We start from the raw sequence: 25,630 nt of genomic DNA on the forward strand, positions 1-25,630 counted from the left end.
CAATCAAAGCGCTTCCTGAAGGTGTTGTGGCCCGCCATTTATTACTTCTCAAACACGACGAGGCTCGCCCTCGGCCATTTCGCGCATCAGACTCAAGTAACGACGCGCTCCCAGCCCCAGCGGTCGGTTCTTTACCCAGATGATATCGACCCATAACCGCATCTGACTCGGCATGTTGTCAAACACAACCTCCGTCAATGCGCCCGAAGTGATTAGAGGTTGTACCAGCGGTTGTGGAAGATAAGCCCAGCCCAATCCTTGCTGCACCAGATCGAGAGTTGCCAGATAATTGTCGCTGTGCCAAATCCGCCGTGACAGTACAACACGCGGGTCAGAGTCTGTAGGTCCGCCAGTAGCAACGATGATCTGTCGAACGTTGACCAGTTGCTCTTCACCTAAGGGGCTTTTCTTGCCGGCGGCCGCAGGATGATCTGGAGAGGCAACTGCTACTAACAATTGGCTCCCCGCTTCAAGAAACGTCTCCCGCTCGTCAAGCCCTGGTCGTTCAAATCCAAGTGGACTGCCCCCGGCATCGTAGACATCTCCAGCCTATGCTTTGAGCATAGGAGGAAGTTTATGAGCACCCAACGATTCACGCCGGAATTCAAGGCAGAAGCCGTGAGGCAAGTTATTGAACGCGGATACTCCGTTGCGGAAACAGCCGAGCGCCTCGGCGTTTCGACCCACAGCCTCTACAAATGGGTCAAAGCCGTGACGCCTGACAAAACCGAGAAACAGGCCAGCGAGTTGCTCGAAGCCAAAAGCGAGATTTTGCGGCTGCGAGCCCAAATGCGACGCTTGGAAGAAGAGCGCGACATATTAAAAAAAGCAGCGCGGTACTTCGCCAGGGAACCCGAGTGAAATACCGCTTTATGAACGAGCATCGGCATCAATACGCGGTCACTACGCTGTGCCGGGTTTTGCAAGTTGCTCGTGCCGGGTTCTATCAATGGCTACACAAGCCTGTTTCTGACCGCGAAAAAGAGAATGGTCGGCTGTTAGGGCTGATCCGCGACTCCTATGCGGCCAGTCGAGGTGTGTATGGCGCACGGCGGGTGTTTGCTGACTTGCGCGAGGCTGGAGAAAGTTGCGGCAAGCACCGTGTCGCGGCACTGATGCGCACCAATAAAATCAAGGCGCTCAGAGGATATAAAGCCCCGCGCGCAATCAAAGGCAGACCATCGATCATTGCCCCCAATCGACTTAACCGGGCCTTCACTGTCGATGCCCCTAATAAGGCTTGGGTGACCGATATCACTTACATCCGAACGTGGCAGGGATGGCTATATCTGGCTGTCGTACTGGATCTCTACGCTCGCAAGGTGGTCGGCTGGTCAATGAAGCCAACGCTAGGCAAGGAGCTGGCGCTGGACGCGCTGCTCATGGCGGTATGGCGCCGTAAACCCAAAACCAGAGTCATCATGCATTCGGACCAGGGTAGCCAATATGGTAGCGATGACTGGAAACGTTTTTGTCTGGCCAACCACCTCGAGCCGAGTATGAGCCGCCGAGGAAACTGCTGGGACAATGCCGTGGCTGAGTCTTTTTTCAGTAGCCTGAAAAAAGAACGCATCCGCAAGAGGATCTACAAAACCCGGGACATGGCCCGTGCCGACGTATTCGATTACATTGAGGCGTTTTACAACCGAACGCGTCGTCACAGTCACTTGGGCGGCGTCAGTCCTGAGGCCTTTGAAAGTGCCTCACTTTGAGGCTGGAAAATGTCTACGGGAGCGGGGGTAGTCCACCTCTAGAAGAACAACAGCAAGATGATGATCAACACACTGAACTGCTTCGTCTGCGAGCTGAACTTAGTAATACGAGAGTCTCTTGCAGGTATTGGAGACGGCGAGATGCAGTCTCTTCTAAACGCTAGCGATGACGAAAAACCACGACAGATCATGAGCGTCTTCGCCAGATACGCGAAACTGCAAAGAAGTCGAACTCGCTGTTTTCCTAAGCCCTCGGACTAGGCTCATACTTAGCCACCAGAGACTTATCCAAACCTGAAACAGTTCTTGCCCGCAGATTTTGCTTTATACATCGCGACATCAGCTCTGGATAAAATCTGCTCAACACTCCCAGGCTCTGAAGGGGAGGTCTCGGTAATGCCGATGCTGACGCCGAGACCTTCATAATTCGCGTTTTTACCCGTGTAATCTTCGAGGCTTTTTATAATGCGATCGGCAATGAGTGACGCGGATATCTTGTCGGTATCCGGCATCAATACGATGAATTCGTCACCGCCTATTCGAGCCACTGCGTCACCCTTGCGTACCACCCTGGTGACCATTTCAGAGAAAGAAACCAATACTCTGTCGCCGGTGGCGTGCCCGTTGGCATCATTGATTTTTTTGAATCCGTCCAAATCCAGACAAAGTACGCAAAAATCACTATCCCCATTGGCTTTCGAGCTAAGTGATGCCGTCATCATATTCAAGATGCCTAATCGGTTCAGCACGCCGGTCAGTTTGTCATGGGTGGCTGAATGTGTACTCTGTGCTTCTGAAATATAGGCTTTCGTTAGGTTTGCATTGAGGTTGTTCAGCAGCACCCACAAGCCAGTGAGGTACATGGGCGCTTGTAGAATCAGCACCCGCAACATCGGTTCCGGTTGGAACAACGTGGCCAATTTCATCGGTATATCTGTGAGAAGGATTTGCGTAAATGCGTAGCGGGGTATGCCTTGGTTTCTCATGGCAATCGCCCCATTCATGCTGACCGCCGAGGTGCATGCCAGGACTTGGAGTACCGGATCCTGACTGATAATGCATCCTGCGGTGCCAATGCCTACTTCGGCGGCCCAGATCAAACCGAAGAGCAGAGAAAGGTCCGTTGCGTAGCGGAGCCTGGATTTGCCGCTGGCAATAAATCTCTGTAGCAGAAACCAGCGGGTGATCCAAATCACCATGTCGGCGACTAGCCAACTGATGAAGAACAACGTTGGGTGAAGTACGACTGCAATGCTACATACGAGCAGTGTGTTCATCCCCGCTGCGACCAGCGCGGCGCGAGAGGTAAAGGGACCTTTAAGTAGCTTTAAGCGTATGTCCCGATCCAGGCTTTGGTTGTCTTTCACAAACCACCGGATAAACGGTGTACTGGGAAAAGAGTGAAGATTAGGCATAGTGCTAGTCCGCCATAAAGCGATAACGAGTGGTGGCCTTTTAGCACTATACATGGGCTTAGGGGTAGACGGCTTTAAATACCGCAATTAGGACATGGATAAGGTCGGAGCTAGCCTTCATCATCGGGCTGGCCCCGGCCATCGATTTCAATCCTGATTTGCTAGCTTTTGCTCCAGGTAGTGGATGTTCACACCACCGTCACAGAAGCCTTCATCACGAACCAGATCCCGATGCAACGGGATGTTGGTCTTGATTCCGTCTACCACGATTTCGTCCAGGGCGTTACGCATACGGGCCATCGCCTCGTCGCGGGTGGCGCCCCAGGTGATCAGCTTGCCGATCAGCGAGTCGTAGTTGGACGGAACCTTGTAGCCGCTGTACAGGTGCGAGTCGACGCGAACGCCGTTGCCGCCCGGTGCATGGAAATGCTTGACCAAGCCAGGGCTTGGGATAAAGGTTTTCGGGTCTTCGGCGTTGATCCGGCACTCCAGGGAGTGGCCGTGGAGCTTCACGTCGTCCTGGGTGAAGGACAGCACATTGCCGGCGGCGATGCTGAGCATCTCCTTGACGATGTCGATACCGGTGACCATCTCCGAAACCGGGTGCTCTACTTGCACGCGAGTGTTCATCTCGATGAAGTAGAAACGGCCGTTCTCGTAGAGGAACTCGAACGTACCGGCGCCACGGTAGTTGATGTCGATGCACGCCTTGACGCAGCGAGCCAGCACTTCCTGGCGCGCGGTTTCATCCAGGCCCGGTGCCGGCGCTTCTTCCAGTACCTTCTGGTGACGACGTTGCAGCGAGCAATCGCGATCGCCCAGGTGGATGGCGTGGCCCTGGCCGTCGGACAGCACCTGCACTTCCACGTGACGTGGGTTGGTAAGGTACTTTTCCAGGTAGACCATCGGGTTGCCGAACCAGGCTGCCGCTTCGGAGCGAGTCTGCTTGGCGGCTTCGATCAGCTCTTCTTCCTTGTGCACCACACGCATGCCACGACCACCACCGCCACCGGCGGCCTTGATGATCACCGGGTAGCCGACTTCGCGACCAATGCGCAGAGCGGTTTCCTCGTCTTCAGGCAGCGGGCCGTCGGAACCTGGAACGGTTGGCACGCCGGCTGCGATCATGGCGTCTTTGGCCGATACCTTGTCGCCTATCAGGCGAATGGTTTCGGCTTTCGGACCGATGAAGGCAAACCCGGATTTTTCCACCTGTTCGGCGAAGTCGGCGTTTTCCGCAAGGAAGCCGTAGCCTGGGTGAATGCCATCAGCGCCGGTCACTTCAGCGGCTGCAATGATGTTCGAGACTTTCAGGTACGAGTTCGTGGCCAGTGGCGGGCCGATGCAAATGCTTTCGTCCGCCAGTTTCACGTGCATCAATTCAGTATCGGCCGTCGAGTAAACAGCGACGGTCTTGATGCCCAGTTCTTTACAGGCGCGCACGATACGCAAAGCAATTTCACCACGGTTGGCGATCACTACTTTTTGCAGTTTTGCGACTTCACTCATTCTGACCTCCACGTCGCTCAAACAATATTGAACATGGGCTGGTCGTATTCAACGGGCTGACCGTCTTCGACCATGATTGCCTCAATGACCCCACTGCAGGTTGCCTCCACGGTGTTCATCATTTTCATGGCTTCCACGATGCACAAGACATCGCCCTTTGCCACGGATTGGCCAATCTCAACGAACGCTGCTGAAGTCGCCGATGCCTTGCGGTAGAAGACGCCCACCATCGGCGCCGAGATAACCGTGCCGGCGAGTTTCGACTCGGGCTGAACCTGCTGAGGTTCAGCTATTTGTGGGGCCGCCACCGCCGACGGAGGAGCGGCGGGTTTACTGTTACGACGAAGACGAACCCGATTATTACCTTCTTTGAAATCGATCTCCGCCAGGCCCGAGCCTTCGATCAACTTGACCAGTTCTTTTACTTTTTCAATGTCCATGCTGCTGCAACCTTATGTTTAGATTAGAGGCTTAACGTCGCGTCGAACTATCTAAGGAGGTTGCCCTTGGACGTTTCGCGCAACGTGAGAATCGCTAACAAGGCACACACCGCAGCACCCGCCATGAAATAGCCCGGTACCAGTAAATTGCCGGTCTTGGTGATAATCGAGGTGACCACGTAGGGGGTGATCCCGCCGCCCAGGATGGCGCCCAGGTTTATGCTGATCGCCATGGCCGTGTAGCGCACACGTGTCGGAAATTGCTCGGCGTAAGTCGGGTAGCCCACCGATTGCACGATTGGCATGGGCAAGGTGGCGACAAACATTGCCAGCGCAGCGATCCATAGGCTGCCGCTGTCCATCAGGATCATCATGGGAATCACCAGAATGGCGTAGCCTAGAAAGCCGATGCTCAGTGCCTTCCGGCGACCGATACGGTCTGACAAACCACCCCAGAAGGGCATCATCGCCGCCATGCACAGGCTGATCACTGCAATCACCCAGTAGACTTTGGATTTGTCGAAATGCAGGTAGGTGGTCAGGTAGATGTTCATGAACACCATCCCGATGAAGTAACCCGCATTCTGCGCAGACGCAAATACGATGACCCGCAGCAGTGCCGGCAGGTTTTTGCTGAACACCTCTTTGACCGGTGCTACCGGTGGCTTTTCCTTCTCCAGGAAGGCTTTGAATTCCGGCGTTTCTTCAACGTTATGCCGCATGTAAAACGAAAACATAACCAGCGGGATGGACAGGAAGAACGGGATACGCCAGCCCCATGCCTGCAGTTGCTCGGCACTGAGCAACCCGGTGGTGATACCGCAGACAATCGCGCCGGTGGCGCCACCCACGGCAACGCCCAGCGGTGTGAATGAACCGAAGAACCCGCGTCGGCCGTTGGGAGAAGATTCCGCCACAAACGCTGCGGCGCCTACCACTTCGCCGCCGGCGAAGAAGCCTTGGGACAGTCGCAACAGCACCAGCAGGATAGGCGCGGCCAGGCCGATCTGGGCGGTGGTCGGCAGCACCCCAATAAGAGCGGTGGCGGTGCCCATGCCGATCACGGTGCTGAGCAGTACTCGACGTCGGCCGATGCGGTCAGCAAGGCGGCCGAGCAGCACGCCGCCGATCGGGCGGATGACAAAGGCAATGCCGAATACCGCCAAAGTGGCGAGGAGGGCGGCGGCGGGATTGTCCCCGGGAAAGAACAGTGGGGCGATGATGGTCGCCATATACCCGTAGATACTGAACTCATAGTATTCAACGGCGGTGCCGGTGGCCGAGGCCATAGCTGCGCGCTTGGCAATCACGGCCGACTGCGTTGTACCGCCGGTGGCGTGTGCCTCGACGTCGATGTGCGGGGAGTGCGTATTTTCAGAGAGAACACGAGACATAAATACCTTCCACTCTGGCCAATGGCCAAAAGAGTTAAGTGGCAGAGGGGCCTGCCTTGAAAGTGACGTACTGAAAACCGACAGTGCACAGTTCATCCGGGCATTCAGGCGCCCAGACGCATCCGTCATTGACTATTCAGCTCTCAGACGAGGTTTTAAGCTCGGCAGTTAAAATGAGGGGTTTGATTCACGAGGCATGGTTGTTTCCTTTTTATTATGGGTAAACGTTGTGGGTGTCACTCAAATACGCGCACGCGCGGGCTTTTGAATGGTGATGCCTTCTTTGAGCAGGGCTTGCCTGATCGCACTGGCAAACGCTGCAGCTCCTGGCTGGTCGCCGTGCAGGCAAAGTGTGTGTGCCGTCACCGGTACCCAGGTCCCTTGGGTGGTGCGCACTTCGCCTAAATGCAGCATGTTCATGACTTGATCAATGGCCTCGTGGAGGTTTTCGATCATTGCGCCAGGCTGGTTGCGTGGCGTCAGCGTTCCGTCCTCCTGATAGCTGCGATCGGCAAACACTTCCTGTGCCACGGTTAAATCACAGGCTTGGGCGGCGGTGACCAAGGCGCTACCTGACAAGCCGAAAAGAATCAGGCTTGGATCAATGTCTTTTACTGCCCGGCAGATCGCGTCGGCAGTGGGGCGGTGCACCGCCGCGAAGTTGTAAAGCGCACCATGGGGTTTGACGTGGCGCAGTTCGACGTTGGCCGCCTTGGTAAAACCCAGCAACGCACCGACCTGGTAAACGATGAGTTCGTACACTTCATCCTGGGACAGCGTCATCATTCGACGACCGAAACCTTGCAGGTCGTCAAAGCCTGGATGGGCGCCGATTGCCACACCCAACTGTGCGGCCAGCGCCACGGTTGAGCGCATGGAGCGTGAATCCCCGGCGTGAAACCCGCAGGCGATATTGGCTGAGGTGAGGTGGGGAAGAATCGCCGCATCGTCGCCTGCGCGATAAATGCTGAAGCCTTCGCCAAGGTCGCTGTTGAAATCTATTTCAGGCATTGAAGGCCTCCATCGCTTTGAGCTTGCGAGCGCGGGTGAGCAGCAAGGCTTCGGCGGCGCTCAAATCTATGAGTGAAAATCGTAATTTGTCGCCCGGCAGCAACTGCGCCAACCGTGGTAGATCGACGCTAGCCACCTGGGCTATGCGTGGGTAGCCACCGGTTGTTTGGCGGTCAGCCATCAAGATCAGTGGCTTGCCGCTGGAGGGCACCTGGACGGTGCCGAACGCAACACTCTCCGATAACAGCTCTTTGGGTGCAGACAGCGTCAGTGGCCTGCCATCGAGTCGGTAGCCCATACGGTCCGAGTCACCGCTCAAGGTGTAGTCATGGTTCAAGAAGTGCGCTTGGGACTCAGCGGAAAAGTCCTTCCACTCCCGCCCCGCGATCACTCTGATCGGTTCGCAGGCAACCGCTTCATACAACCCAAAGTTGGAGCGGGGACCGAGGCGTGGCGGGTTGGCAAACGATGAGCAGATGGGGATCAAATCCCCGGCTTGCAGCGCGCGGCCGCGCAGCCCGCCGAACCCGCCTCGGGAGTAAGTGCTGGTGCTGTTCATCAGCGGTTGCAGCAAAAATCCGCCAGCTACCGCGAGGTAACCGCGGGCACCCTGTCGCCGTTTGCCGAAACTCAAGGTGCTGCCTGGAGACACCAGGGCTGCTACGCCGGGCTTGAGCGGAATTGCATCCAGCTCGGCGCCGAGGTCCGCGCCGGCGAGCGCAATCACGGCTTTGGCCTGAAAGTGCAGCGTCGGGCCCTGGAGGGTCATTTCCAACGTGCTGAAGGTACGAGGATTGCCGACCAACAGGTTGCAGAGGGCATGCGCATCCTCATCCATCACGCCGGTCACGGGGACGCCCCAATGCTGGAACCCATGCCGCCCGGTGTCCTGGAAGATAGAGAGCATGCCTGGTTTGATTACCTTGATGGTCACTTCGTGTTCTCCCGAGCCAACAGATCAAACTCATGACGGGTAATGGGTACAAATCGAATCTGGTCGCCGCCCTGTAATCGACACGGCGGCTCACTCAAGGGGGAAAACATCGGCAGCGGTGTGCGCCCGATGAGGTTCCAGCCGCCGGGGAGATCAGCCGGATAAATCACACTTTGTCGGTTAGCGATGCCAATGCTGCCTTGCTTGACCAGCGTGCGCGGTGTCGCGCGACGCGGCAGCGACAGGGCGCTGTCGTGCATGCCGATATAGGGATGGCCTGGCGCGAAACCGACCATCAACACATCCAGCCAGTCGGCCGTGTGAGCGGTGATCACCTCATTGGCGGTCAGGCCACAGGCCTGCGCGATATCTTCAAGGTCCGGGGCATATTCCGGGTCGTAGCACACGGGGATGTCGAGGCGAGCGCCGGTCGTTGCGGCAGCACTGCGCGAATCCTTGAAACGCTCGGTCACAAGTGTGCAGATCGATTCGTAAGGCGACACACCGGGGAAAAGGCTGGCAATTGACTCGGGAGAGTAATGAACGCCGACGGTCACCATCGCAGAGACAACATCCGTGACGCCTGGCAGCTTGCCTTGAGCAACCAGTGTGCGTAATTGACTGCCGACCGAGGCGGCCTGGCGGTTGAGGTCGATGGAAAATACGCTGCCAAATATCAGGATCACGCAGCGATCACCGCAGGGCTCGAACTGCCATTCAGCGGGTGAAAGAGGCGCTCCTGGCGGCTCATCCAAAATGCGACTGAGGTCGGACATAGTGTTCTCTATCCTCATGCGGCAGGCTAAGCATCGGCCAGGCGCGTGCAGCGAGACAGAGAAAGCACAAGCTTTCACAGGTATCCGGCGCAACACAGCAAGGCTTCACGGCTTGAGAGTGCGCCGTCGCTCTAATGGCGACGGTCGCTTGAACAACAGATTACTTGGCGAACAGCTGGCTCATATCCTTGAACGCCTTGAACTCCAGCGCGTTGCCGCACGGGTCGAACAGGAACATGGTGGCTTGCTCGCCGACCTGGCCTTTAAAGCGAATGTAGGGTTCGATCACAAACTTGGTTGCGCGCGCTTTCAAGCGCTCGGCCAGGGCTTCCCATTGCGCCCACTCCAGGATGATGCCGAAGTGCGGAACCGGTACGTCGTGGCCGTCTACCGGGTTGCTGTGCACGCTTTCCTGCGAAGCAGTCTTAGGGTGCTCATGGATGACCAGTTGATGGCCGTAGAAATCGAAGTCTACCCACTGGTCGCTCGAGCGACCTTCGGAAAGACCGAACACCTCACCGTAGAAGTGACGTGTGGCGGCCAGATCGTAGACGGGAATTGCCAGATGGAAAGGGGAGAGGCTCACGGTGGTTTCCTATTGATTTGTTTTGATCTGAATCAATTCTTATCCGGAAACACGGTGGGGAAAAGCGCAAATTCTGTGTCCTGAGCACGAATAATTTCGATGAGCAAATCGGTAGCACAGGCTTTTGCACCATTGTTGTTCGTGCTGCACCACGATGGTTCGTACAAAGGCTGAAAAGCTTGCGGTGCGGCGGTTGATTTTCTATTGCCCCTATGCATTCGAAAGGCATCACACCGCATCAAGAACGCAGGTCCGGAAAATGTTGAACAGGGGCGAATGTTTTTGCCGGTATTTCGAGACCAGTACGATCTCCCTGAAAAACGTGAGCTTGCGCAACTCTAGGACCCTGACGTCATCCGCATGTTCGAGCCATAGACCCGCCTTGGGTACCAGTGAAACGCCGAGCCCACTGCGTACCATTTTGACAATGGCATCCAGTTCATCCAGCTCCAGTGCCTGATGCACATGAATTTTTTGCTGCTTGAGAAACTGGGTGACCAGCCGCCCGCCAAACGAGCCGCGGTCATACCGCACAAAGGGTTGTTCCGCGAGAATTGCTAGCGGGTCGTCACCCACCACCTCTTTGGACGTGATCAATACGAACGCCTCGCGCGCGATGACTTCGGCATGCAGGTCCTTGGGTAGGGAAAACGGCGGTCTGATCATGATGGCCAAGTCCAACTCGCCGGCGTCCACTTGGCTGAGCAGGTTCAACGACACACCCGGTACAAGGTTTGTTTCGATAAAAGGCGCTTGTGATTTCAAGGCCACCAGCGCCTGCGGCAGTATCCCGGTCTGAACCGTGCCGATCGCGCCGATTCGCAGTGCTCCGTGGAAGTCATTACCGCTGTCTGCGGCACCCATCCGACCGAAAAGCCGCAGGATTTCCTCGGCCAGGGGAATGGCACGTTGGCCTGCTGAATTAAGTGTGGCTGAGCGTCCGGTACGATCAAACAGTTTGACCCCCAAGCTGTGCTCAAGGCTTTTGATCTGGGCGCTGACCGCTGACTGAGTCAAACCCACCTGTTGTCCCGCCGCCGCGAACGTCCCCCTTTGTGCGACGCAGATGAACGTCTTCAACTCTCTGATCATGCCGAACCTTGATCCGTGATTTTGGTATTGGTGCAGAGGGTAGTCATTTTTGATGCATTTACCAACTGGCACTCCGCGATGTCCGCGTTACCCCACGTTGAGTGCTACTCGTTAGCCACTTGTGAATCAAGTTCGGGCAATCGATGGTGTAATGCGTGCATCGTTCGCGAAGCGCGAACGGTGCTTTCCTAATGAGCGTTGGAATTGTGTTCGAGTAGTCCTCTAGTCTTGGCGCAAAGTTCAACAATAAGAAAAGGGTGCAACATGACTAGGCAAATCCGTCGCTGCGTCTCAAATAAACATTCATCTTTATTCGCCCTGACTAAGGCCAGGCCGTTCTTGGCGTTCGAATGACTGCCTCCAGCGCGCTGGACTCATCAGTCTTCCACCAGAATACAAAAACAAAAACATAAACAGTACTTCCGAGAGGAAGTGTGTCTGGAGAACTCTTCATGGCTGTTCCAGCTTCTGCAGTAGACGCCGGCTTGTCTAGCACAGTGATAGACGAGAAGAAACTAATAGCGAAAGTAGCGTGGCGTATTATGCCGCTGATTATGGTTTGCTATCTGTTCGCCTTTTTCGACCGTATAAATATCAGTTTCGCCAAGTTTCAACTCCAAGCGGACCTCAGCTTGAGCGACACGGCCTATGGGTTAGGCGCGGGCTTGTTTGTCGTCGGTTATGTGTTATTCGAAGTACCCAGTAACTTGATGTTGTACAAGGTCGGCGCACGGCGCTGGATAGCACGCATCATGATTTCATGGGGTATCGCCACAGCCCTGATGATGTTCGTAACGGCGGAGTGGCAGTTCTATTCATTGCGCTTCCTGATCGGCGCGATGGAGGCGGGCTTTGCGCCCGGTGCGCTGTATTACCTCACGCTGTGGTTTCCGCAAAACTATCGCGGGCGAATTACATCCTTACTGTTTCTGGCCTCTGCGTTCGCGGGCCTTATTGGTGCGCCGGTTTCGGGCCTGGTGCTGGGTCATATGGACGGGCTGCTGAATCTACGCGGGTGGCATTGGCTCTTCCTGCTGGGCGGCATTCCTTGTGTCGGCTTGGGGCTGGTGGTCTTGTTTACATTGAAAGACCGCGTCATGGATGCTCCATGGTTGAGCCATGATGAAAAAACCTACTTGTCGGCTCGTATTGCAAGCCACGAGACGAACAATCACGGCGGTTCGCTGCTTATGGCGTTGAAGTTGCCGGGCTTCCTGATGTTGGCGTTTATCTATTTCCTGATCCAGGTAGCGTCCTACGGACTGAATTTCTGGGCGCCACAACTGATTCGCAGCGCGGGTACGGAAAGCCCGACCATGATCGGTCTACTCACGGCGATCCCGTACATATTTGGGGCAATCACCATGTTGGTGGTGGGGCGTTTGTCCGATGCGACAGGTGAGCGACGTAAATTCGTGTGCGGTCTAGTGCTAATAGGTGCGATCGGTTTTTTCAGTGCGGGCATTTTTGCCAGCCACACGGTTTTTCTGATGGTAGCGCTTGCACTGCTAGGCGCCGGCATCATCGCCTCTATTCCAACATTCTGGGCGTTACCACCCAAACTGCTTGCCGGTGCTGGCGCCGGCGCCGCGGGCGGAATCGCGTTGATTAATACGATGGGGCAGGCCGGCGGTATCGTGAGCCCGGTAATGGTTGGATTTATCAAAGACGTTACGGGCAGCACGACCCCGGCGCTTTACGTCATCGGCACCGCCTGCCTGCTCGCCGCAGCGCTGCTGATGTGGGCACTGCCACAGAGCTTGAAAAGCCTGGATAAGAAATAACGGGCTTCATCAAGGTGGCGGTTAGCACTCCATGCCGTTCGTACATTGATCGGTCGAGATTGATTCGTGCGCCACCCTCTGATTCACACGGGCTCCGCCTTTTTGCCCCCCCAAACCTGCAGGGCATCGGGCGGAGCCACGCATTGCGGATCCATTTCAGGAGATCTGAACAAATGAACCCCAATACGCTCTTCGAAAAGCTTTGGTCGCGCCACGCGGTCACGGACACGGAGGATGGCCAGACCCTTCTCTACATAGACCTCCACCTTATAAACGAAGTGACAAGTCCCCAGGCGTTTGACGGGTTGCGCTCGCACGGCCTCACTCCATGGCGGGCCGCGTCAGTGCTCGCTACGGCCGACCATAATGTGCCAACCAAAGATCGGCACAAGGGCATCAGTGATGACATCGCGCGGCGCCAGGTTGAGACGCTGGAGCGAAATTGTGCACAGTTCAACCTCACCCTGTTTGATATGGGCGACCAGCGTCAGGGCATCCTTCACGTGATAGGCCCGGAGCAAGGCTTCACACTTCCGGGCATGTCAATTGTATGCGGTGACTCCCATACGACGACCCATGGCGCGTTCGCTGCACTCGCTTTTGGTATAGGCACCTCAGAGATCGAGCACGTTCTGGCGACTCAGTGCCTGTCGATGAAAAAGCTCAAAACCATGCGCGTGTCTGTCGACGGCAAGCTGAATCAGCACGTGGCGTCCAAAGACGTCGCCCTCGCGCTGATCGCAGGGATCGGCACCGCAGGGGCGACCGGGTTCGCCATTGAGTTCGCGGGCAGCGCCGTTGAAGCGATGACCATGGAAGCCCGCATGACCCTGTGCAACCTAGCCATCGAGGCCGGCGCGCGGTGCGCAATGGTGGCATTCGATGACACCACCTGCGCCTATCTGCGCTCCAAACCCATGGCCCCCACCGGGCGGGCTTGGGAGGCGGCTGAGCGATACTGGCGAACGTTGCACAGCGATGCCGGTGCGATCTTTGATGTGCACATCGAACTTGATGCCGAAGCCATATTGCCTCACGTCACTTGGGGAACGTCCCCCGAGATGGTGCTCGACCTAGAGGGGCGTGTGCCATTCCCTGACGAAGAAGCCGATCCGGTCAAGCGCCAGGGCATCGAGCGCGCACTTGAATACATGGGCCTGCTGCCGGGAACTGCGATCCGCGATATCTACCTGGACAAGGTATTCATCGGTTCCTGTACCAATTCCCGCATTGAAGATCTTCGACTGGCCGCGGCGATTGTCGAGGGTAAGACAATCGCCCGCAACATCAAGCAAGCACTGGTGGTTCCAGGTTCGGGCTTGATCAAGCAACAGGCAGAGTCCGAGGGGTTGGATGCGATTTTTATCCGAGCCGGATTTGAGTGGCGGGACGCGGGCTGCTCCATGTGTCTTGGGATGAATGAAGACCGATTGCAGGCGGGGGAGCGGTGCGCTTCGACGTCGAACCGAAACTTTGAAGGGCGCCAGGGCCCCGGTGGGCGTACCCACCTCGTGAGCCCGGCAATGGCGGCTGCGGCCGCGATCGCGGGCCACTTCACTCATGTTCAGGAGGTGTAAAGCAATCATGCAGACATTCACTCGAATCGAAAGCAAAGTGCTGCCATTGGATCGCGCCAACGTCGACACGGACGCAATCCTCCCCAAACAATTCCTGATGATCATCGAGCGCAGCGGATTTGGTCCGCACCTGTTTGATGAGTGGAGGTACCTCGATCACGGGGAGCCTTACCAGGACTGCTCCAAGCGGCCGCTCAACCTGGGCTTTACGCTGAATCAGCCGCGTTTTGAAGGTGCTGAAATCTTACTGACGCGAGGCAATTTCGGCTGCGGTTCCAGCCGTGAACATGCGCCGTGGGCCCTGAAAGACTGGGGTATCAGGGCAATCATCGCGCCGAGTTTTGCCGAGATATTCCATGGCAATTGCTTCAAGAACGGCCTATTGCCCATCGTGCTCGACGACGCTCTCATCGACCGCTTGTTTACCGCCGTCGAAACCGTTGACGGGTACCGGCTGGAGATCGATCTGGAGGCACAAGAGATCGTTGAACCCGACAACAATCGGCTGCACTTCGAGGTGGACAGCTTTCGCAAGCATTGCCTGCTCAACGGCCTGGATGAAGTCGGGCTGACCTTGATTCAATCGGACGCTATTCGACGCTTTGAGCATCAGCGTCGAGCAATCGAACCCTGGCTATTTGATCGCTCGTAACGGTTGCGCCTGACAGTTGCGGGATGGAGTGCTCAACTAACGCACGCCATGCCCGTCATCGCATCGCCCTCAGACGCGAAACGAACCCACGAGCTGCGACAGTCCGGAAAACTGCAGTTGTAACTGTTTGCAGGCCTCCAGCGTGGTATTCAGGCAGTTCTCGGATTGTTCGTTAAGCGCGTTGATTTCAACGATATCGACGTTGAGCAACTCGATCACAGAGGTCTGCTCCTCTGTCGCTGCGGCCACCGACTGGTTGACCCCGTCGATATGGGTAATCCCTTGGGTGACGGCTTCAAAACGTTCTCCCGCTTGCGTTGCAATCACGATACTTTGCGCACTGAATTGTTGACTTTCATCCATGGTGGTCACGGATGCCCGGGAGTCCGACTGAAGCTCTTCGATCATTTGTTGAATTTCCTCGGCGGACGATTGGGTCCTGTGGGCCAGGCTCCTGACCTCGTCTGCGACCACCGCAAAACCGCGACCGGCTTCTCCCGCACGTGCCGCCTCGATGGCCGCATTCAACGCCAGCAGGTTGGTCTGCTGGGAAATGCTCTTGATGACGTCGAGAATCCTGCCGATGTCGACCGTTCTGCCGTTCAACACCTCTATGCTGCCGGAAGAGAGCCGGATTTTTTCAGACAACTCTTTGATCGCCGCCAGTGTCCTCGCCAGTACCACCTGACCCTCCACCGCTTGAGACTTTGCCGACGACGCTTGCACCGAGGCGGATGAGGCGTTCCTTGCGATTTCCTGCGCGGTGGCTCCCAGCTCATTGAGTGAAGTCGCAATGCTGGTACTGCGCTGGTTTTGTTTATCGCAGCTGGCCAGCGAGACAATCGAACTACTGTGCACCTCTTCGACCACCTGATTGATATGCCGGGTGGTCGTAGCGACTTCGAGCATCGAGCGATGCACGCGCTCGACAAATTTGTTAAAGGCTTGCGCGACAGTACCGAACTCGTCGCGGTTTTGTGCAGACAACCGCACCGTCAGGTCGCCGTCCCCCTCGGCAATGGCTTGCATGGCTTTGCCCAGTGTCCGCAGGGGGTTCATCAGCACGTGCATGAGGCCACCGAGCAATCCAATGATGATCGCGACGGTGATCAGCGTGGCAAAGACGGCGGATCGGCGCAGTTCGCTTAGATCTGCGTAGGCTTTTTCATGGTCGATAGAGATCCCGACGTACCACTGGACGCCCGACAAGCCTCGAACGGGCGTAAAGCCGATGATTTTCTCGTGCCCGTCCTGCAGGCTGATGTTCAGGGCGCGGTCGAGCTGGGGAGGGCGGTCGGAATACACCTCTGTAAGGTTCTTCATCAGCTCCTGTCGGTTCGGGCTTACCAGTATCTTGCCCTGGGCATTGACCAGGAAGGCATAGCCGAGCCCGTTGAGATCCAGGCTATCAATCATTTTCGCCAACGCATCCAAACTCAGGTCGCCGCTGGCGACGCCCACCAGACGGCCGTTGCTGTTCAGCGGCGTATTGATGGAAAGCACCAATTGCTGGGTGGATTGGCTGACGTAGGGCTCGCTCAGGTTCAGCGTGTTACTGGTCGCGGTATCTTTGTACCAGGGCCGCGTGCGCGGGTCGTAATTATCGGGCAGGGTCGTCACTGGTTCCATGACCACGGTACCGTTCGCCAGGCCGATAAAGCTTTGCAGAAATTCGCCCGCCAAAGCCGGTTGCGAGATCAGTGCCTTGATGTGTTCCGGGGCGGGATCGAGGCCGATGTTCTGACTCAGGTTCTGAATCATCAGGACGCGCCCTTCGAACCAACTGCGCACGTGGTTAGCAGTGCTCTGGCCTGTCTCGGTCAGGCGCGCCTGAATCGCACTCAAGATGTAGTTCTCTTGGAGTTGTACGCTGTAAATCGAAAATGAAGCGAACGCCAAGGTCACAACCGAGACGGCAGCAAGCAGTATTTTATGGCTGAATTTCATCGGCAATGCTCATCTGCAGATAGAGGTCGCACACAGCTTCGCCGGCAGCACCTTGTCGGTGTTGCCGTGCTGGATACGACAAGTAGAAGTGGGGTCGTCAGCTAGTGTTCAATCATCTCGTGTACGTGCCGGGCGATGGCCAGGCAGGACGTCAGCCCAGGTGATTCGATGCCGAACAAGTTGATCAGGCCTGGGACGTCATGCTCCCGCCGGCTGCTGATGAGGAAATCGCTGGCGGGCTCGCCGGGGGCCGATATTTTGGGGCGGATGCCGCTGTATCCGGGTTGCAGGCTGCCCTCCGGCAACTCAGGCCAATAGTTGCGAATAGCCGCATAGAACCCGCGCGCGCGATCCGGGTCGACCTGGTAGTCCTCAGCGTCGATCCATTGCGTGTCCGGGCCAAAGCGGGCCTGTCCGCCCAGGTCTACGGTCATGTGCACGCCAAGACCATCGGCGTCCGGTGCGGGGTAGATGAGGTGCGAGAACGGCACTCGTTTTGCCAGGCTGAAGTAACTGCCTTTGCACAGATAGTCCTGCGGCACGGTGTCGGGCGACAGGCCTTCTATTCGCCGGGCCAACGCCGGGGCGTTGAGGCCTGCCGCGTTGATGAGCCGTCGGCACGTCAGCGCCGTGGGCGTCTCCCCGCCAACGCTCAGCAGAAAGCCGTCGGCTGTTACGCAGGCGCTGAGCAACGGTGCGTGGAAGGCGATGCTGGTGCCGGCCGCTTCGGCATCACCCTGCAGTGCCAGCATCAATGCGTGTGAGTCGACGATGCCGGTGGAGGGTGAATACAAAGCCGCGATGCACTGCAGCGCGGGTTCCAGCGCGAGCGCTTGAGCGCGATCCAGCAGACGCAAATCGTCTACGCCGTTCTCGAGCCCTCGCTGCAACAACAATTGCAACTGGCTCACTTGCGCGTCGGTGGTGGCGACGATCAACTTTCCGGTTCGGCGCGTACTGACGCCGCGGGACGCACAATACGCATACAGTGCGTGTCGCCCTTCTACACACAGACGCGCTTTGAGGCTTCCCGGCGGGTAGTAAATACCCGCATGGATGACTTCTGAGTTACGCGAGCTCGTGCCGATACCGATTGCTTCTCCCGCTTCGATCACCAGCACTTCGTTACCTGCCTGGGCCATCTCGCGGGCTATCGCCAGCCCTATCACACCCGCACCCACTACCACGCAATCGATATCGACACTCACGTCACGACTCCTTTGGTTGCTTAGATGCCGCCCAGGCACATGTATTTGATTTCCAGGTAATCATCGATGCCGTATTTGGAGCCTTCACGGCCTAACCCGGATGCCTTCATGCCGCCAAAAGGCGCCGTTTCGGTGGAGATAATCCCGGTGTTGATCCCGATGATGCCGTACTCGAGGGCTTCGGCTACGCGGAAAACGCGAGACAGGTCGCGCGCGAAGAAGTACGCCGCCAAGCCGAACTCGGTGTCATTCGCTTGGGCAATGACGTCGGCTTCGCTGGAGAAGCGAAACAACGGTGCCAAGGGACCGAAGGTTTCTTCGCGGGCCACAAGGGCGGTCTTGGGCACGTCGATCAAAATGGTCGGTTCGAAGAAGTTGCCACCCAGCGCGTGGGGATTGCCGCCCTGGAAGACGCGCGCGCCCTGGCTCACTGCGTCGGCAATGTGCTCCTGCACCTTCAGCACCGCTTTTTCATCGATCAGCGGACCGGTGGTGATGCCGTCGTCCAGCCCATTGCCCAAGCGCAGCTTCGACACCGCGTTCTGCAATTTATCGGCGAACGCATCGTAGACGCTGTCGTGGATGTACAGGCGGTTGGCGCAGACGCAGGTTTGGCCGGCATTGCGATACTTAGACAGCAGCGCACCCTCGACAGCGGCGTCCAGGTCCGCATCCTCAAACACAATGAACGGCGAGTTGCCGCCCAGTTCAAGCGAGACTTTCTTGATGTCTTGAGCACATTCGGCCATCAGTTGACGACCAATTTCCGTTGAGCCGGTGAACGACAATTTGCGAATAATTGGGTTGCTGGTCAGTTCAGCGCCAATCTGCGCGGCTGACCCGGTCACGACACTTAGCACGCCTTCAGGTATTCCAGCGCGGGTGGCCAACTCGGCCAACGCCAAGGCAGAAAACGGTGTCTGGCTAGCAGGCTTGATCACCATGGTGCAGCCCGCAGCCAGTGCCGGGCCGACCTTGCGTGTGATCATGGCGCAAGGGAAGTTCCACGGGGTGATGGCGGCAGTCACGCCAATCGGTTGTTTGATGACCAGCAAGCGCTTGTCGGGCTGGTGGCCCGGAATAATGTCGCCGTACACGCGCTTGCCTTCCTCGGCAAACCATTCGATGAACGACGCGGCGTAGGCGATTTCACCTTTGGCTTCTGCCAGGGGTTTGCCCTGTTCGAGCGTCATCAGGTGGGCCAGATCGTCTTGGTTGGCCATGATCAGATCGAACCAGCGGCGCAGGACAGTGGCTCGGTCCTTGGCGGTGCGGGCGCGCCAGGCAGGCAGCGCCTGTTCCGCCGCTTCAATGGCGCGACGGGTCTCGGCGGCGCCCATTTTGGGTACCTGGCCGAGTATTTCGCCTGTCGCCGGATTGTTCACGTCCACGTGCTGTTCATTGTCCGCGTCGGTCCAGACGCCGGCTATATAGGCTTGTTGGCGGAACAGGCTGCTATCACGCAATTTCATAAAAACTCCGGTTGGACGTTTCGCAAAAGGGAAAGGAATGACCGGCTCAAACGTGCTGGCCACCGTTGACCTGGATCTCTGCGCCATTGATGTAGGAGGCACCTGAGGTACACAGGAAATGAATGAGGGACGCCACTTCTTCCGGCTTGCCAAGCCGATGCATTGGAATGTTGCGTTCAACGATGTCCTGGGTGCCGGGGGAGAGGATCGACGTATCGATTTCCCCAGGGGCGATAGCATTCACCCGAATGCCGTGCTGCCCATAGTCGTAAGCCATTTCTCGGGTCAACGCGGACAAGGCTGCTTTCGACGTCGCGTAAGCGACCCCGGCGAACGGGTGGACTCTTGAGCCTGCAATCGAGGTGACGTTGATGATGGTGCCTTGCGCCGCTTTCAGCTCGGCGAACAAACCCCGGGCGAGCAGGGCGGTGGAAAACAGGTTGACGTTAAAGACCTGCAGCCAGGTGGCATAGTCGGTTTCCAACACACCGAGTCGGCCGCCTTGCGGTCCTTTAGGGCTCATGCCGGCGTTATCGACCAGTGCATGCAGCTTGCCGTCACCGAGTTTTTCTTTGATCAGGTCGATGCTGGCTTCAATGCTGCCAATGTCCTCGAGATCCAGATGGATATGGTTCTCCTGACCGTCCGCCCAAGGACATTCGGTCGCCCAGCTTTGGCGGGAGGCGGTGAAAACGCGCCAGCCCGCGGCATTGAAATGTTTGACCGTTGCATGCCCGATGCCTCTGCTGGCACCTGTCAGCAGCAGGGTTTTTTTCTCACTCATGGGACGTCCTCGATCGGTATGGCTTGTTGATGTTTGATGCATCATGTTTAAAAGCATCTGTACTGTCAACTGGTTCTTTTTACCTTCGCACGGCGCGCCTACCTAAGCGGTGCGTACACGCCTTTCATTGCACCGCGCGAGTGCCAGGCCCGTTGGATGTTACGGCAGCGTTCAAGTGTTTTTCGCACCCAACGCCTGTGGTCAAGCTGGCACACTTTATGCTGCGCACATGAAATATAAAACATGATGCATCACTAATGAAGGTGTGTTTAAAATGAAGCCGTGTAACCCAGAACGACATTTTCAAAACAATAATAAGCAGGTGCAGCCATGAGCATTGCCCCCCCTTATGTACGCTTCAGAGGCGTGCAGAAGAGCTATGACGGCGAACAGTTGGTGGTCAAAAAGCTTGATCTCGACATCCAGCAGGGTGAGTTCCTTACCTTGCTCGGGCCTTCGGGCTCTGGAAAAACCACCAGCCTGATGATGCTGGCAGGCTTCGAAACGCCCACCGAAGGCGAAATCCTGCTCGACGGCAAGCCGTTACATACGGTGGCACCGCATCAGCGCGGGATCGGCATGGTGTTTCAAAACTACGCACTGTTTCCCCACATGACGGTGGCGGGCAACCTCGCATTCCCTCTTAAAGTCAGGCGAATGAGTGCCGTCGATATCGACGTGAAGGTCAAGCGTGCATTGGACATGGTCCAGCTCGGTCACCTCGCGCAACGCTACCCGGCGCAGTTATCCGGTGGGCAACAGCAACGCATCGCACTGGCGCGTGCGCTGGTGTTCGAGCCCAGCCTGGTGCTGATGGATGAGCCCTTGGGGGCGCTGGATAAACAGCTGCGTGAACAGATGCAGTTGGAAATCCGACGCTTGCATCGCCAGTTGGGCTTGACCGTGGTGTTCGTCACCCATGATCAGGCGGAAGCCTTGACACTCTCTGACCGTGTCGCGGTTTTCAATGATGGTGTGATTCAGCAAATCGACACGCCCAAAGCGCTCTATGAGCACCCCAACAATTCTTTCGTGGCTCACTTCATCGGTGAAAACAACGCGCTGCCGGGGACGGTTGTTTCGGTTTCCGGGGCGGAGTGTCGCGTGCGCCTGGCGGATGGTTCCGAGGTCGGCGCCCGCGCCACTACGGTTCTGTCTGCCGGTGATTCCACATCGTTGTCGATCCGTCCTGAACGGGTCGGGCTGAACAAACCGTCCGCCAATAGCCTCCCGGGACGCATTGAGGAGCTGATTTATCTGGGCGATCACGTTCGGGTGCGGCTCAACGTTGTCGGGCATCAGGCGTTTACCGCAAAAGTCCCTATCGCTGAAATGCACGATGACTGGCTGACCGGTCATACGGTGCCTGTCGGCTGGTTCAGTCACGACGCCAGCGCGCTCGATCCATTGGCCCATCACTAAAAAAAGCGTTGCCCAAAACACTGCTGAGGAGCGTTCCCATGTTCAAGAAAATCGCGGTATTGGCGTTGATAGCTGGCGTAGCAAGCCAGGTGCAGGCTCAACAGCTCACGGTTGTGTCGTTCGGAGGGCTTAATAAGCAAGCCCAGGAGAAAGCGTTTTACCAACCGTTTTCCAAGGCGAACAACGTCAACATTGAGGCGGGTGAGTTCAACGGCGAGATGGCCAAGATCAAAGCCATGGTGGAGACCGGTCAGGTCGGCTGGGATGTGGTCGAGGTTGAAAGTCCGGAGTTGGTGCGCGGGTGCAGCGAGGGGCTGTTCGAACCCTTGGACTGGGCAAAGCTGGGCGACAAGAAACAGCTGGTCGATTCGGCGGTGAGTGAGTGCGGGGCGGGCATTTTCATCTGGTCCACGGTGTTGGCTTACGATTCCAAAAAACTCGCCAAAGCCCCCACCGGTTGGGCGGATTTTTGGGATGTGAATACCTATCCAGGCAAACGTGCGCTGCGCAAAAGCGCGAAGTTCACCCTTGAAATTGCCTTATTGGCCGATGGCGTTTCCCAGGGCCAGCTCTACAGCGTGCTGGCCACGCCCGAGGGCGTCGACCGGGCCTTTAAAAAACTCGATGAAATCAAGTCGAGTATCCAGTGGTGGGAAGCCGGCGCTCAACCGATGCAGTGGCTGGTTTCCGGCGACGTGGTCATGACCTCCGCCTATAACGGACGCGTCACCGCAGCGCAGAAAGAAGGGCACCCGTTCTCGATCGTCTGGAATGGCAGTCTTTACGACCTGGATAGCTGGGCGATCGTCAAGGGTTCGAAGAACAAGGCGTTGGCCGAGCAGTTCATCGCATTCGCCAACCGTCCCGAGAACCAGAAAGTCTTCGCCGAAACCATTCCCTACGGGCCGACCAACACGTTGGCCATTGCGCAGATCGACGCCAAGGTGCGCCCCGATTTGCCAACCGCTCCCGCTAACCTCAAAGGCGCACGCGGGGTGGATACCGATTTCTGGATCGAACACGGTGAAGAGCTGGAGCAACGCTTCAACGCCTGGGCGGCGAACTAATCAGCCACCACCGGTTTCATCTGTTTGAAGCCGGTTCAGCCTTATACTTGGAGACCAGCATGTCAGAAGTCAGCCTGACGGCTATCGATCATTCAACCGATAAGGGCGCCTCTCTCAAGCAGCGATTGCTGCATGCCGAACGTGCCTACCGTAAGCGATCCGTACTGCTGATCGCGCCGCTGTTGATATTTCTACTGATCAGCTTCGTGTTCCCGATCGGCAACATACTGTGGAAGAGCCTCGACAACCCGGAAGTCAAACGGGCATTACCCACGACGCTGCAGGCGTTGCAAGACTGGGACGGCGAAAGCCGGCCGGATGAGAAAGTCTTTTCGTCGTTGGTGATGGACCTGAAAACAGCCAAGGCCGAGGGGCAGACCCCAGGCTTGATCAAGCGGCTGGGTTATGAAGACGGTCGTTATCGCACGCTCCTCAACATGGCCTTGCGCAAGTTGCCGGATAACGACGCCGAATCGATCAGTCGGGCGCTGATCGCTCAATCGACGCTTTGGGCGGAGCCGAGTACTTGGCGCAGTATCCAGCGCGCAGGGCGCCCGTTCACGGCGTATTACGTGCTGGCTGCGTTCGATCACCAGGTGGATGCCCAGAGCGGCGATATTGTCGAGCTGCCCAAGGGGCAGGCGCTGTATCTCTCCGTGCTGATGCGCACACTGTGGATGGCCAGTGTGGTCACGCTACTGTGCGTACTGTTCGGCTACCCGGTGGCCTACTGGCTCGCCAAGCAACCGAGCAGTCGCGCCAACCTTTTGCTGATCATGGTGTTGTTGCCGTTCTGGACGTCTTTGCTGGTGCGTACGGCGGGCTGGATCGTACTGCTGCAGAACGGTGGGTTGATCAACAGTTCACTGATCGGCCTCGGACTGATCGAGCAACCCTTACAGCTGGTGTTCAACCGGGTGGGTGTCTACATCTCCATGACCCACATACTGCTGCCCTTCGTCATCCTGCCGCTCTATGCGGTCATGAAAGGCATCTCCCCCAACTACGTCCGCGCAGCCGTTTCACTCGGTGCACATCCCTTCCGCGCGTTCTGGTCGGTCTACGTGCCGCAGACCTTCGCGGGGGTAACGGCAGGAGCGCTGCTGGTCTTCATCATGGCTATTGGGTACTACATCACCCCCGCGCTGCTGGGCGGGCCGGGTGATCAGATGCTGAGTTATTTCGTCGCGTTCTACACCAACACCACCATCAATTGGGGGATGGCTGCGGCACTGGGCAGCCAGCTGCTGATCATCGTCCTGCTGCTGTATTGGGTGTATTCGCGCATTACCCGTCCAGCCAACCCCGCCCAGCGTGCATGAGGTGTTCGATGAATCATCATTCCACAATGATTGAGCGCCTCTGGTCGCCGATCTTCAGTGTGTTCAGCTTCAGTCTGTTGGTCTTTCTGGTGGTGCCGATCCTGGTGATCGTGCCGCTGTCTTTCAACGAAGGGTCGTTTCTCAGTTACCCGCTGAGCGGTTTCTCGTTGCGCTGGTATCAAGAGTTTCTCGGTTCCCAGGAGTGGATGCGGGCGCTGCGCAACAGCTTGATCATCGCACCGGCTGCCACGTTGCTGGCCACCGCGCTCGGCACCCTGGCCGCCGTGGGGCTCGCCCGCGGAGAGTTCCGTGGCAAGGGGCTGGTGATGGCCGTATTGATTTCGCCGATGATCGCGCCCGTGGTGATTATTGCGGTGGCGCTCTACTTTTTTTTCGCCCAATTGAATCTGCTCAACAGCTACCTTGGCCTGGTGCTGGCTCACGCTGCGCTGGGAGTGCCCTTCGTAGTGATCACCGTGGCGGCGACGTTACAGGGCTATGATCGGAATTTTTCCCGTGCAGCCGCCAGTTTGGGGGCGCCGCCGTTGTTGGCGTTTCGCAAGGTCATGCTGCCGCTGATTGCGCCCGGCGTGATCAGTGGGGCCTTGTTCGCGTTTGCGACCTCCTTCGATGAGGTGGTGGTGACGCTGTTTTTGGCCAGCCCTGCACAACGCACGTTGCCGATGCAAATGTTTGGAGGCATTCGCGAGAACCTCAATCCCACCATCGCTGCGGCAGCGACCTTGATGGTAGGCGCGTCTGCCGTGCTGTTACTGCTGATGGAGTGGTTGCGTCGGCGCAACGAAAAACTTCGCGGCAGCAGTACCGTTTGACACGTTATCCCGACCCACCCTGGCTGTGCTTACTGAGGTAATTGATGAAGGTCCTAGTCTCTGTAAAGCGAGTGATCGACTATAACGTCAAGGTTCGCGCCAAAGCGGACAACTCTGGCGTCGACCTCGCAAACGTAAAAATGTCGATGAACCCTTTCTGCGAAATTGCCGTGGAAGAGGCTGTTCGTTTGAAAGAGCGCTCTATAAAAGAAGGGCGCGTGGCGACTGAAATCGTCGTGGTTTCCATCGGACCGACCACTGCTCAAGAGCAGCTGCGCACCGCCATGGCGCTGGGCGCCGACCGCGCTATCCTGGTCGAGTCCGCTGAAGAGTTGACCTCCCTGGCCGTGGCCAAGCTGCTCAAAGCTGTTGTCGACAAGGAACAGCCTCAACTGGTGATCCTCGGTAAACAAGCCATCGACAGCGACAACAACCAGACGGGCCAGATGCTGGCTGCCCTGACCGGTTACGGCCAGGGCACCTTTGCTTCGAAAGTCGAAGTGAACGGCGACAGCGTAGCGGTGACCCGTGAAATCGACGGCGGCGCGCAGACGGTTTCGCTCAAACTGCCGGCCATCGTCACCACCGACCTGCGTTTGAACGAGCCGCGTTATGCGTCCCTGCCAAACATCATGAAAGCCAAGAAGAAGCCTCTTGAAGTGCTGACTCCGGATGCTTTGGGCGTTTCCACCG

22 protein-coding genes and 2 pseudogenes are annotated in these 25,630 nt (G+C 57.2%); 9 read left to right on the plus strand and 15 right to left on the minus strand.

Going from position 1 to position 25,630, the window contains the following annotated elements; genetic code table 11:
• Positions 1 to 48 precede the first annotated feature (48 nt).
• Positions 49 to 516, minus strand: a pseudogene (locus QCBJ_RS20585) (substrate-binding domain-containing protein); the annotation flags it as partial.
• 60 nt (positions 517 to 576) lie between these two features.
• On the opposite strand from QCBJ_RS20585, the gene QCBJ_RS20595 reads away from it, so the two are divergent.
• Positions 577 to 1,712, plus strand: a protein-coding gene (locus tag QCBJ_RS20595) for an IS3 family transposase (RefSeq protein ID WP_218273959.1) whose coding sequence is annotated in 2 segments (ribosomal slippage) — positions 577 to 829 and positions 829 to 1,712 — 1,137 coding nt in all. Because the reading frame shifts where the segments join, the coding sequence is not laid out codon by codon here.
• Positions 1,713 to 1,996: 284 nt separating this feature from the next.
• On the opposite strand, the gene QCBJ_RS20600 is transcribed toward QCBJ_RS20595, so the two are convergent.
• From QCBJ_RS20600 to QCBJ_RS20640, 9 genes are all read right to left on the minus strand, one after another.
• Positions 1,997 to 3,127, minus strand: a complete 1,131-nt coding sequence (locus QCBJ_RS20600) for a diguanylate cyclase (RefSeq protein WP_102061504.1) — start codon at positions 3,125 to 3,127, stop codon at positions 1,997 to 1,999.
• Between the two features lie 147 nt (positions 3,128 to 3,274).
• A complete protein-coding gene (gene accC, locus QCBJ_RS20605) occupies positions 3,275 to 4,636 on the minus strand; it encodes an acetyl-CoA carboxylase biotin carboxylase subunit (protein WP_102061505.1) in 1,362 nt (453 codons plus the stop codon).
• 17 nt (positions 4,637 to 4,653) lie between these two features.
• Complete coding sequence (gene accB / locus QCBJ_RS20610) at positions 4,654 to 5,076, minus strand: acetyl-CoA carboxylase biotin carboxyl carrier protein (protein ID WP_102061506.1); 423 nt, start codon at positions 5,074 to 5,076, stop codon at positions 4,654 to 4,656.
• Positions 5,077 to 5,123: 47 nt separating this feature from the next.
• Entirely contained in the window at positions 5,124 to 6,470 is a 1,347-nt protein-coding gene (locus QCBJ_RS20615) for an MFS transporter (RefSeq protein WP_101268598.1), read from the minus strand.
• A gap of 240 nt (positions 6,471 to 6,710) precedes the next feature.
• A complete protein-coding gene (locus tag QCBJ_RS20620; protein ID WP_102061507.1) occupies positions 6,711 to 7,481 on the minus strand; it encodes a LamB/YcsF family protein in 771 nt (256 codons plus the stop codon).
• Positions 7,474 to 8,415 carry a biotin-dependent carboxyltransferase family protein gene (locus QCBJ_RS20625; RefSeq protein WP_102061508.1) on the minus strand — a complete coding sequence of 314 codons (942 nt, stop codon included), beginning with the start codon at positions 8,413 to 8,415 and terminating at the stop codon, positions 7,474 to 7,476. Before QCBJ_RS20625 ends, QCBJ_RS20620 begins: the two co-directional genes overlap by 8 nt.
• Positions 8,412 to 9,191, minus strand: a complete 780-nt coding sequence (locus tag QCBJ_RS20630; RefSeq protein WP_102061509.1) for an allophanate hydrolase subunit 1 — start codon at positions 9,189 to 9,191, stop codon at positions 8,412 to 8,414. Before QCBJ_RS20630 ends, QCBJ_RS20625 begins: the two co-directional genes overlap by 4 nt.
• Before the next feature lie 160 nt (positions 9,192 to 9,351).
• Positions 9,352 to 9,777, minus strand: a complete 426-nt coding sequence (locus QCBJ_RS20635; RefSeq protein ID WP_032885513.1) for a VOC family protein — start codon at positions 9,775 to 9,777, stop codon at positions 9,352 to 9,354.
• 228 nt (positions 9,778 to 10,005) lie between these two features.
• Positions 10,006 to 10,869, minus strand: coding sequence for a LysR family transcriptional regulator (locus tag QCBJ_RS20640; protein WP_102061510.1), 864 nt, complete (start codon positions 10,867 to 10,869; stop codon positions 10,006 to 10,008).
• A gap of 452 nt (positions 10,870 to 11,321) precedes the next feature.
• Between QCBJ_RS20640 and QCBJ_RS20645 the strand changes: the two genes are divergently transcribed.
• From QCBJ_RS20645 to leuD, 3 genes are all read left to right on the plus strand, one after another.
• Positions 11,322 to 12,653 (plus strand): MFS transporter, encoded by a 1,332-nt coding sequence (locus QCBJ_RS20645; protein WP_102061511.1) that lies wholly within the window; start codon positions 11,322 to 11,324, stop codon positions 12,651 to 12,653.
• 173 nt (positions 12,654 to 12,826) lie between these two features.
• Positions 12,827 to 14,230: a 3-isopropylmalate dehydratase large subunit gene (gene leuC, locus QCBJ_RS20650; RefSeq protein WP_102061512.1), complete on the plus strand. Its 1,404-nt coding sequence runs from the start codon at positions 12,827 to 12,829 to the stop codon at positions 14,228 to 14,230.
• A 7-nt stretch (positions 14,231 to 14,237) separates the two neighbouring features.
• Entirely contained in the window at positions 14,238 to 14,882 is a 645-nt protein-coding gene (gene leuD, locus QCBJ_RS20655; RefSeq protein ID WP_102061513.1) for a 3-isopropylmalate dehydratase small subunit, read from the plus strand.
• Positions 14,883 to 14,951: 69 nt separating this feature from the next.
• Here the strand turns inward: leuD and QCBJ_RS30810 are convergent, their stop codons facing one another.
• From QCBJ_RS30810 to QCBJ_RS20675, 5 genes and pseudogenes are all read right to left on the minus strand, one after another.
• Positions 14,952 to 15,791, minus strand: a complete 840-nt coding sequence (locus tag QCBJ_RS30810) for a methyl-accepting chemotaxis protein (protein WP_371916681.1) — start codon at positions 15,789 to 15,791, stop codon at positions 14,952 to 14,954.
• Positions 15,792 to 15,809: 18 nt separating this feature from the next.
• Positions 15,810 to 16,829: pseudogene (locus tag QCBJ_RS30815) on the minus strand (cache domain-containing protein); the annotation flags it as partial.
• A 101-nt stretch (positions 16,830 to 16,930) separates the two neighbouring features.
• On the minus strand, positions 16,931 to 18,037 hold the full coding sequence (locus QCBJ_RS20665; protein ID WP_102061515.1) for an NAD(P)/FAD-dependent oxidoreductase: 1,107 nt from the start codon (positions 18,035 to 18,037) through the stop codon (positions 16,931 to 16,933).
• Between the two features lie 20 nt (positions 18,038 to 18,057).
• Positions 18,058 to 19,509, minus strand: a complete 1,452-nt coding sequence (gene gabD / locus QCBJ_RS20670) for an NADP-dependent succinate-semialdehyde dehydrogenase (RefSeq protein ID WP_102061516.1) — start codon at positions 19,507 to 19,509, stop codon at positions 18,058 to 18,060.
• A gap of 46 nt (positions 19,510 to 19,555) precedes the next feature.
• On the minus strand, positions 19,556 to 20,293 hold the full coding sequence (locus QCBJ_RS20675; RefSeq protein ID WP_034103269.1) for an SDR family NAD(P)-dependent oxidoreductase: 738 nt from the start codon (positions 20,291 to 20,293) through the stop codon (positions 19,556 to 19,558).
• A 330-nt stretch (positions 20,294 to 20,623) separates the two neighbouring features.
• On the opposite strand from QCBJ_RS20675, the gene QCBJ_RS20680 reads away from it, so the two are divergent.
• The 5 genes from QCBJ_RS20680 to QCBJ_RS20700 all read left to right on the plus strand — a co-directional run.
• Positions 20,624 to 21,715 carry an ABC transporter ATP-binding protein gene (locus QCBJ_RS20680; protein WP_102061517.1) on the plus strand — a complete coding sequence of 364 codons (1,092 nt, stop codon included), beginning with the start codon at positions 20,624 to 20,626 and terminating at the stop codon, positions 21,713 to 21,715.
• Positions 21,716 to 21,753: 38 nt separating this feature from the next.
• Positions 21,754 to 22,782 carry an ABC transporter substrate-binding protein gene (locus tag QCBJ_RS20685; protein ID WP_102061518.1) on the plus strand — a complete coding sequence of 343 codons (1,029 nt, stop codon included), beginning with the start codon at positions 21,754 to 21,756 and terminating at the stop codon, positions 22,780 to 22,782.
• Between the two features lie 59 nt (positions 22,783 to 22,841).
• Positions 22,842 to 24,104, plus strand: coding sequence for an ABC transporter permease (locus tag QCBJ_RS20690; protein ID WP_102061519.1), 1,263 nt, complete (start codon positions 22,842 to 22,844; stop codon positions 24,102 to 24,104).
• A gap of 26 nt (positions 24,105 to 24,130) precedes the next feature.
• Positions 24,131 to 24,937 carry an ABC transporter permease gene (locus QCBJ_RS20695; protein ID WP_256581549.1) on the plus strand — a complete coding sequence of 269 codons (807 nt, stop codon included), beginning with the start codon at positions 24,131 to 24,133 and terminating at the stop codon, positions 24,935 to 24,937.
• Positions 24,938 to 24,981: 44 nt separating this feature from the next.
• The coding region (locus tag QCBJ_RS20700) for an electron transfer flavoprotein subunit beta/FixA family protein (protein ID WP_102061524.1) at positions 24,982 to 25,630 on the plus strand (649 nt) is incomplete at its 3' end.

Source organism: Pseudomonas sp. QC2 (genome assembly GCF_002859085.1).
GTDB lineage: Bacteria > Pseudomonadota > Gammaproteobacteria > Pseudomonadales > Pseudomonadaceae > Aquipseudomonas > Aquipseudomonas petroselini.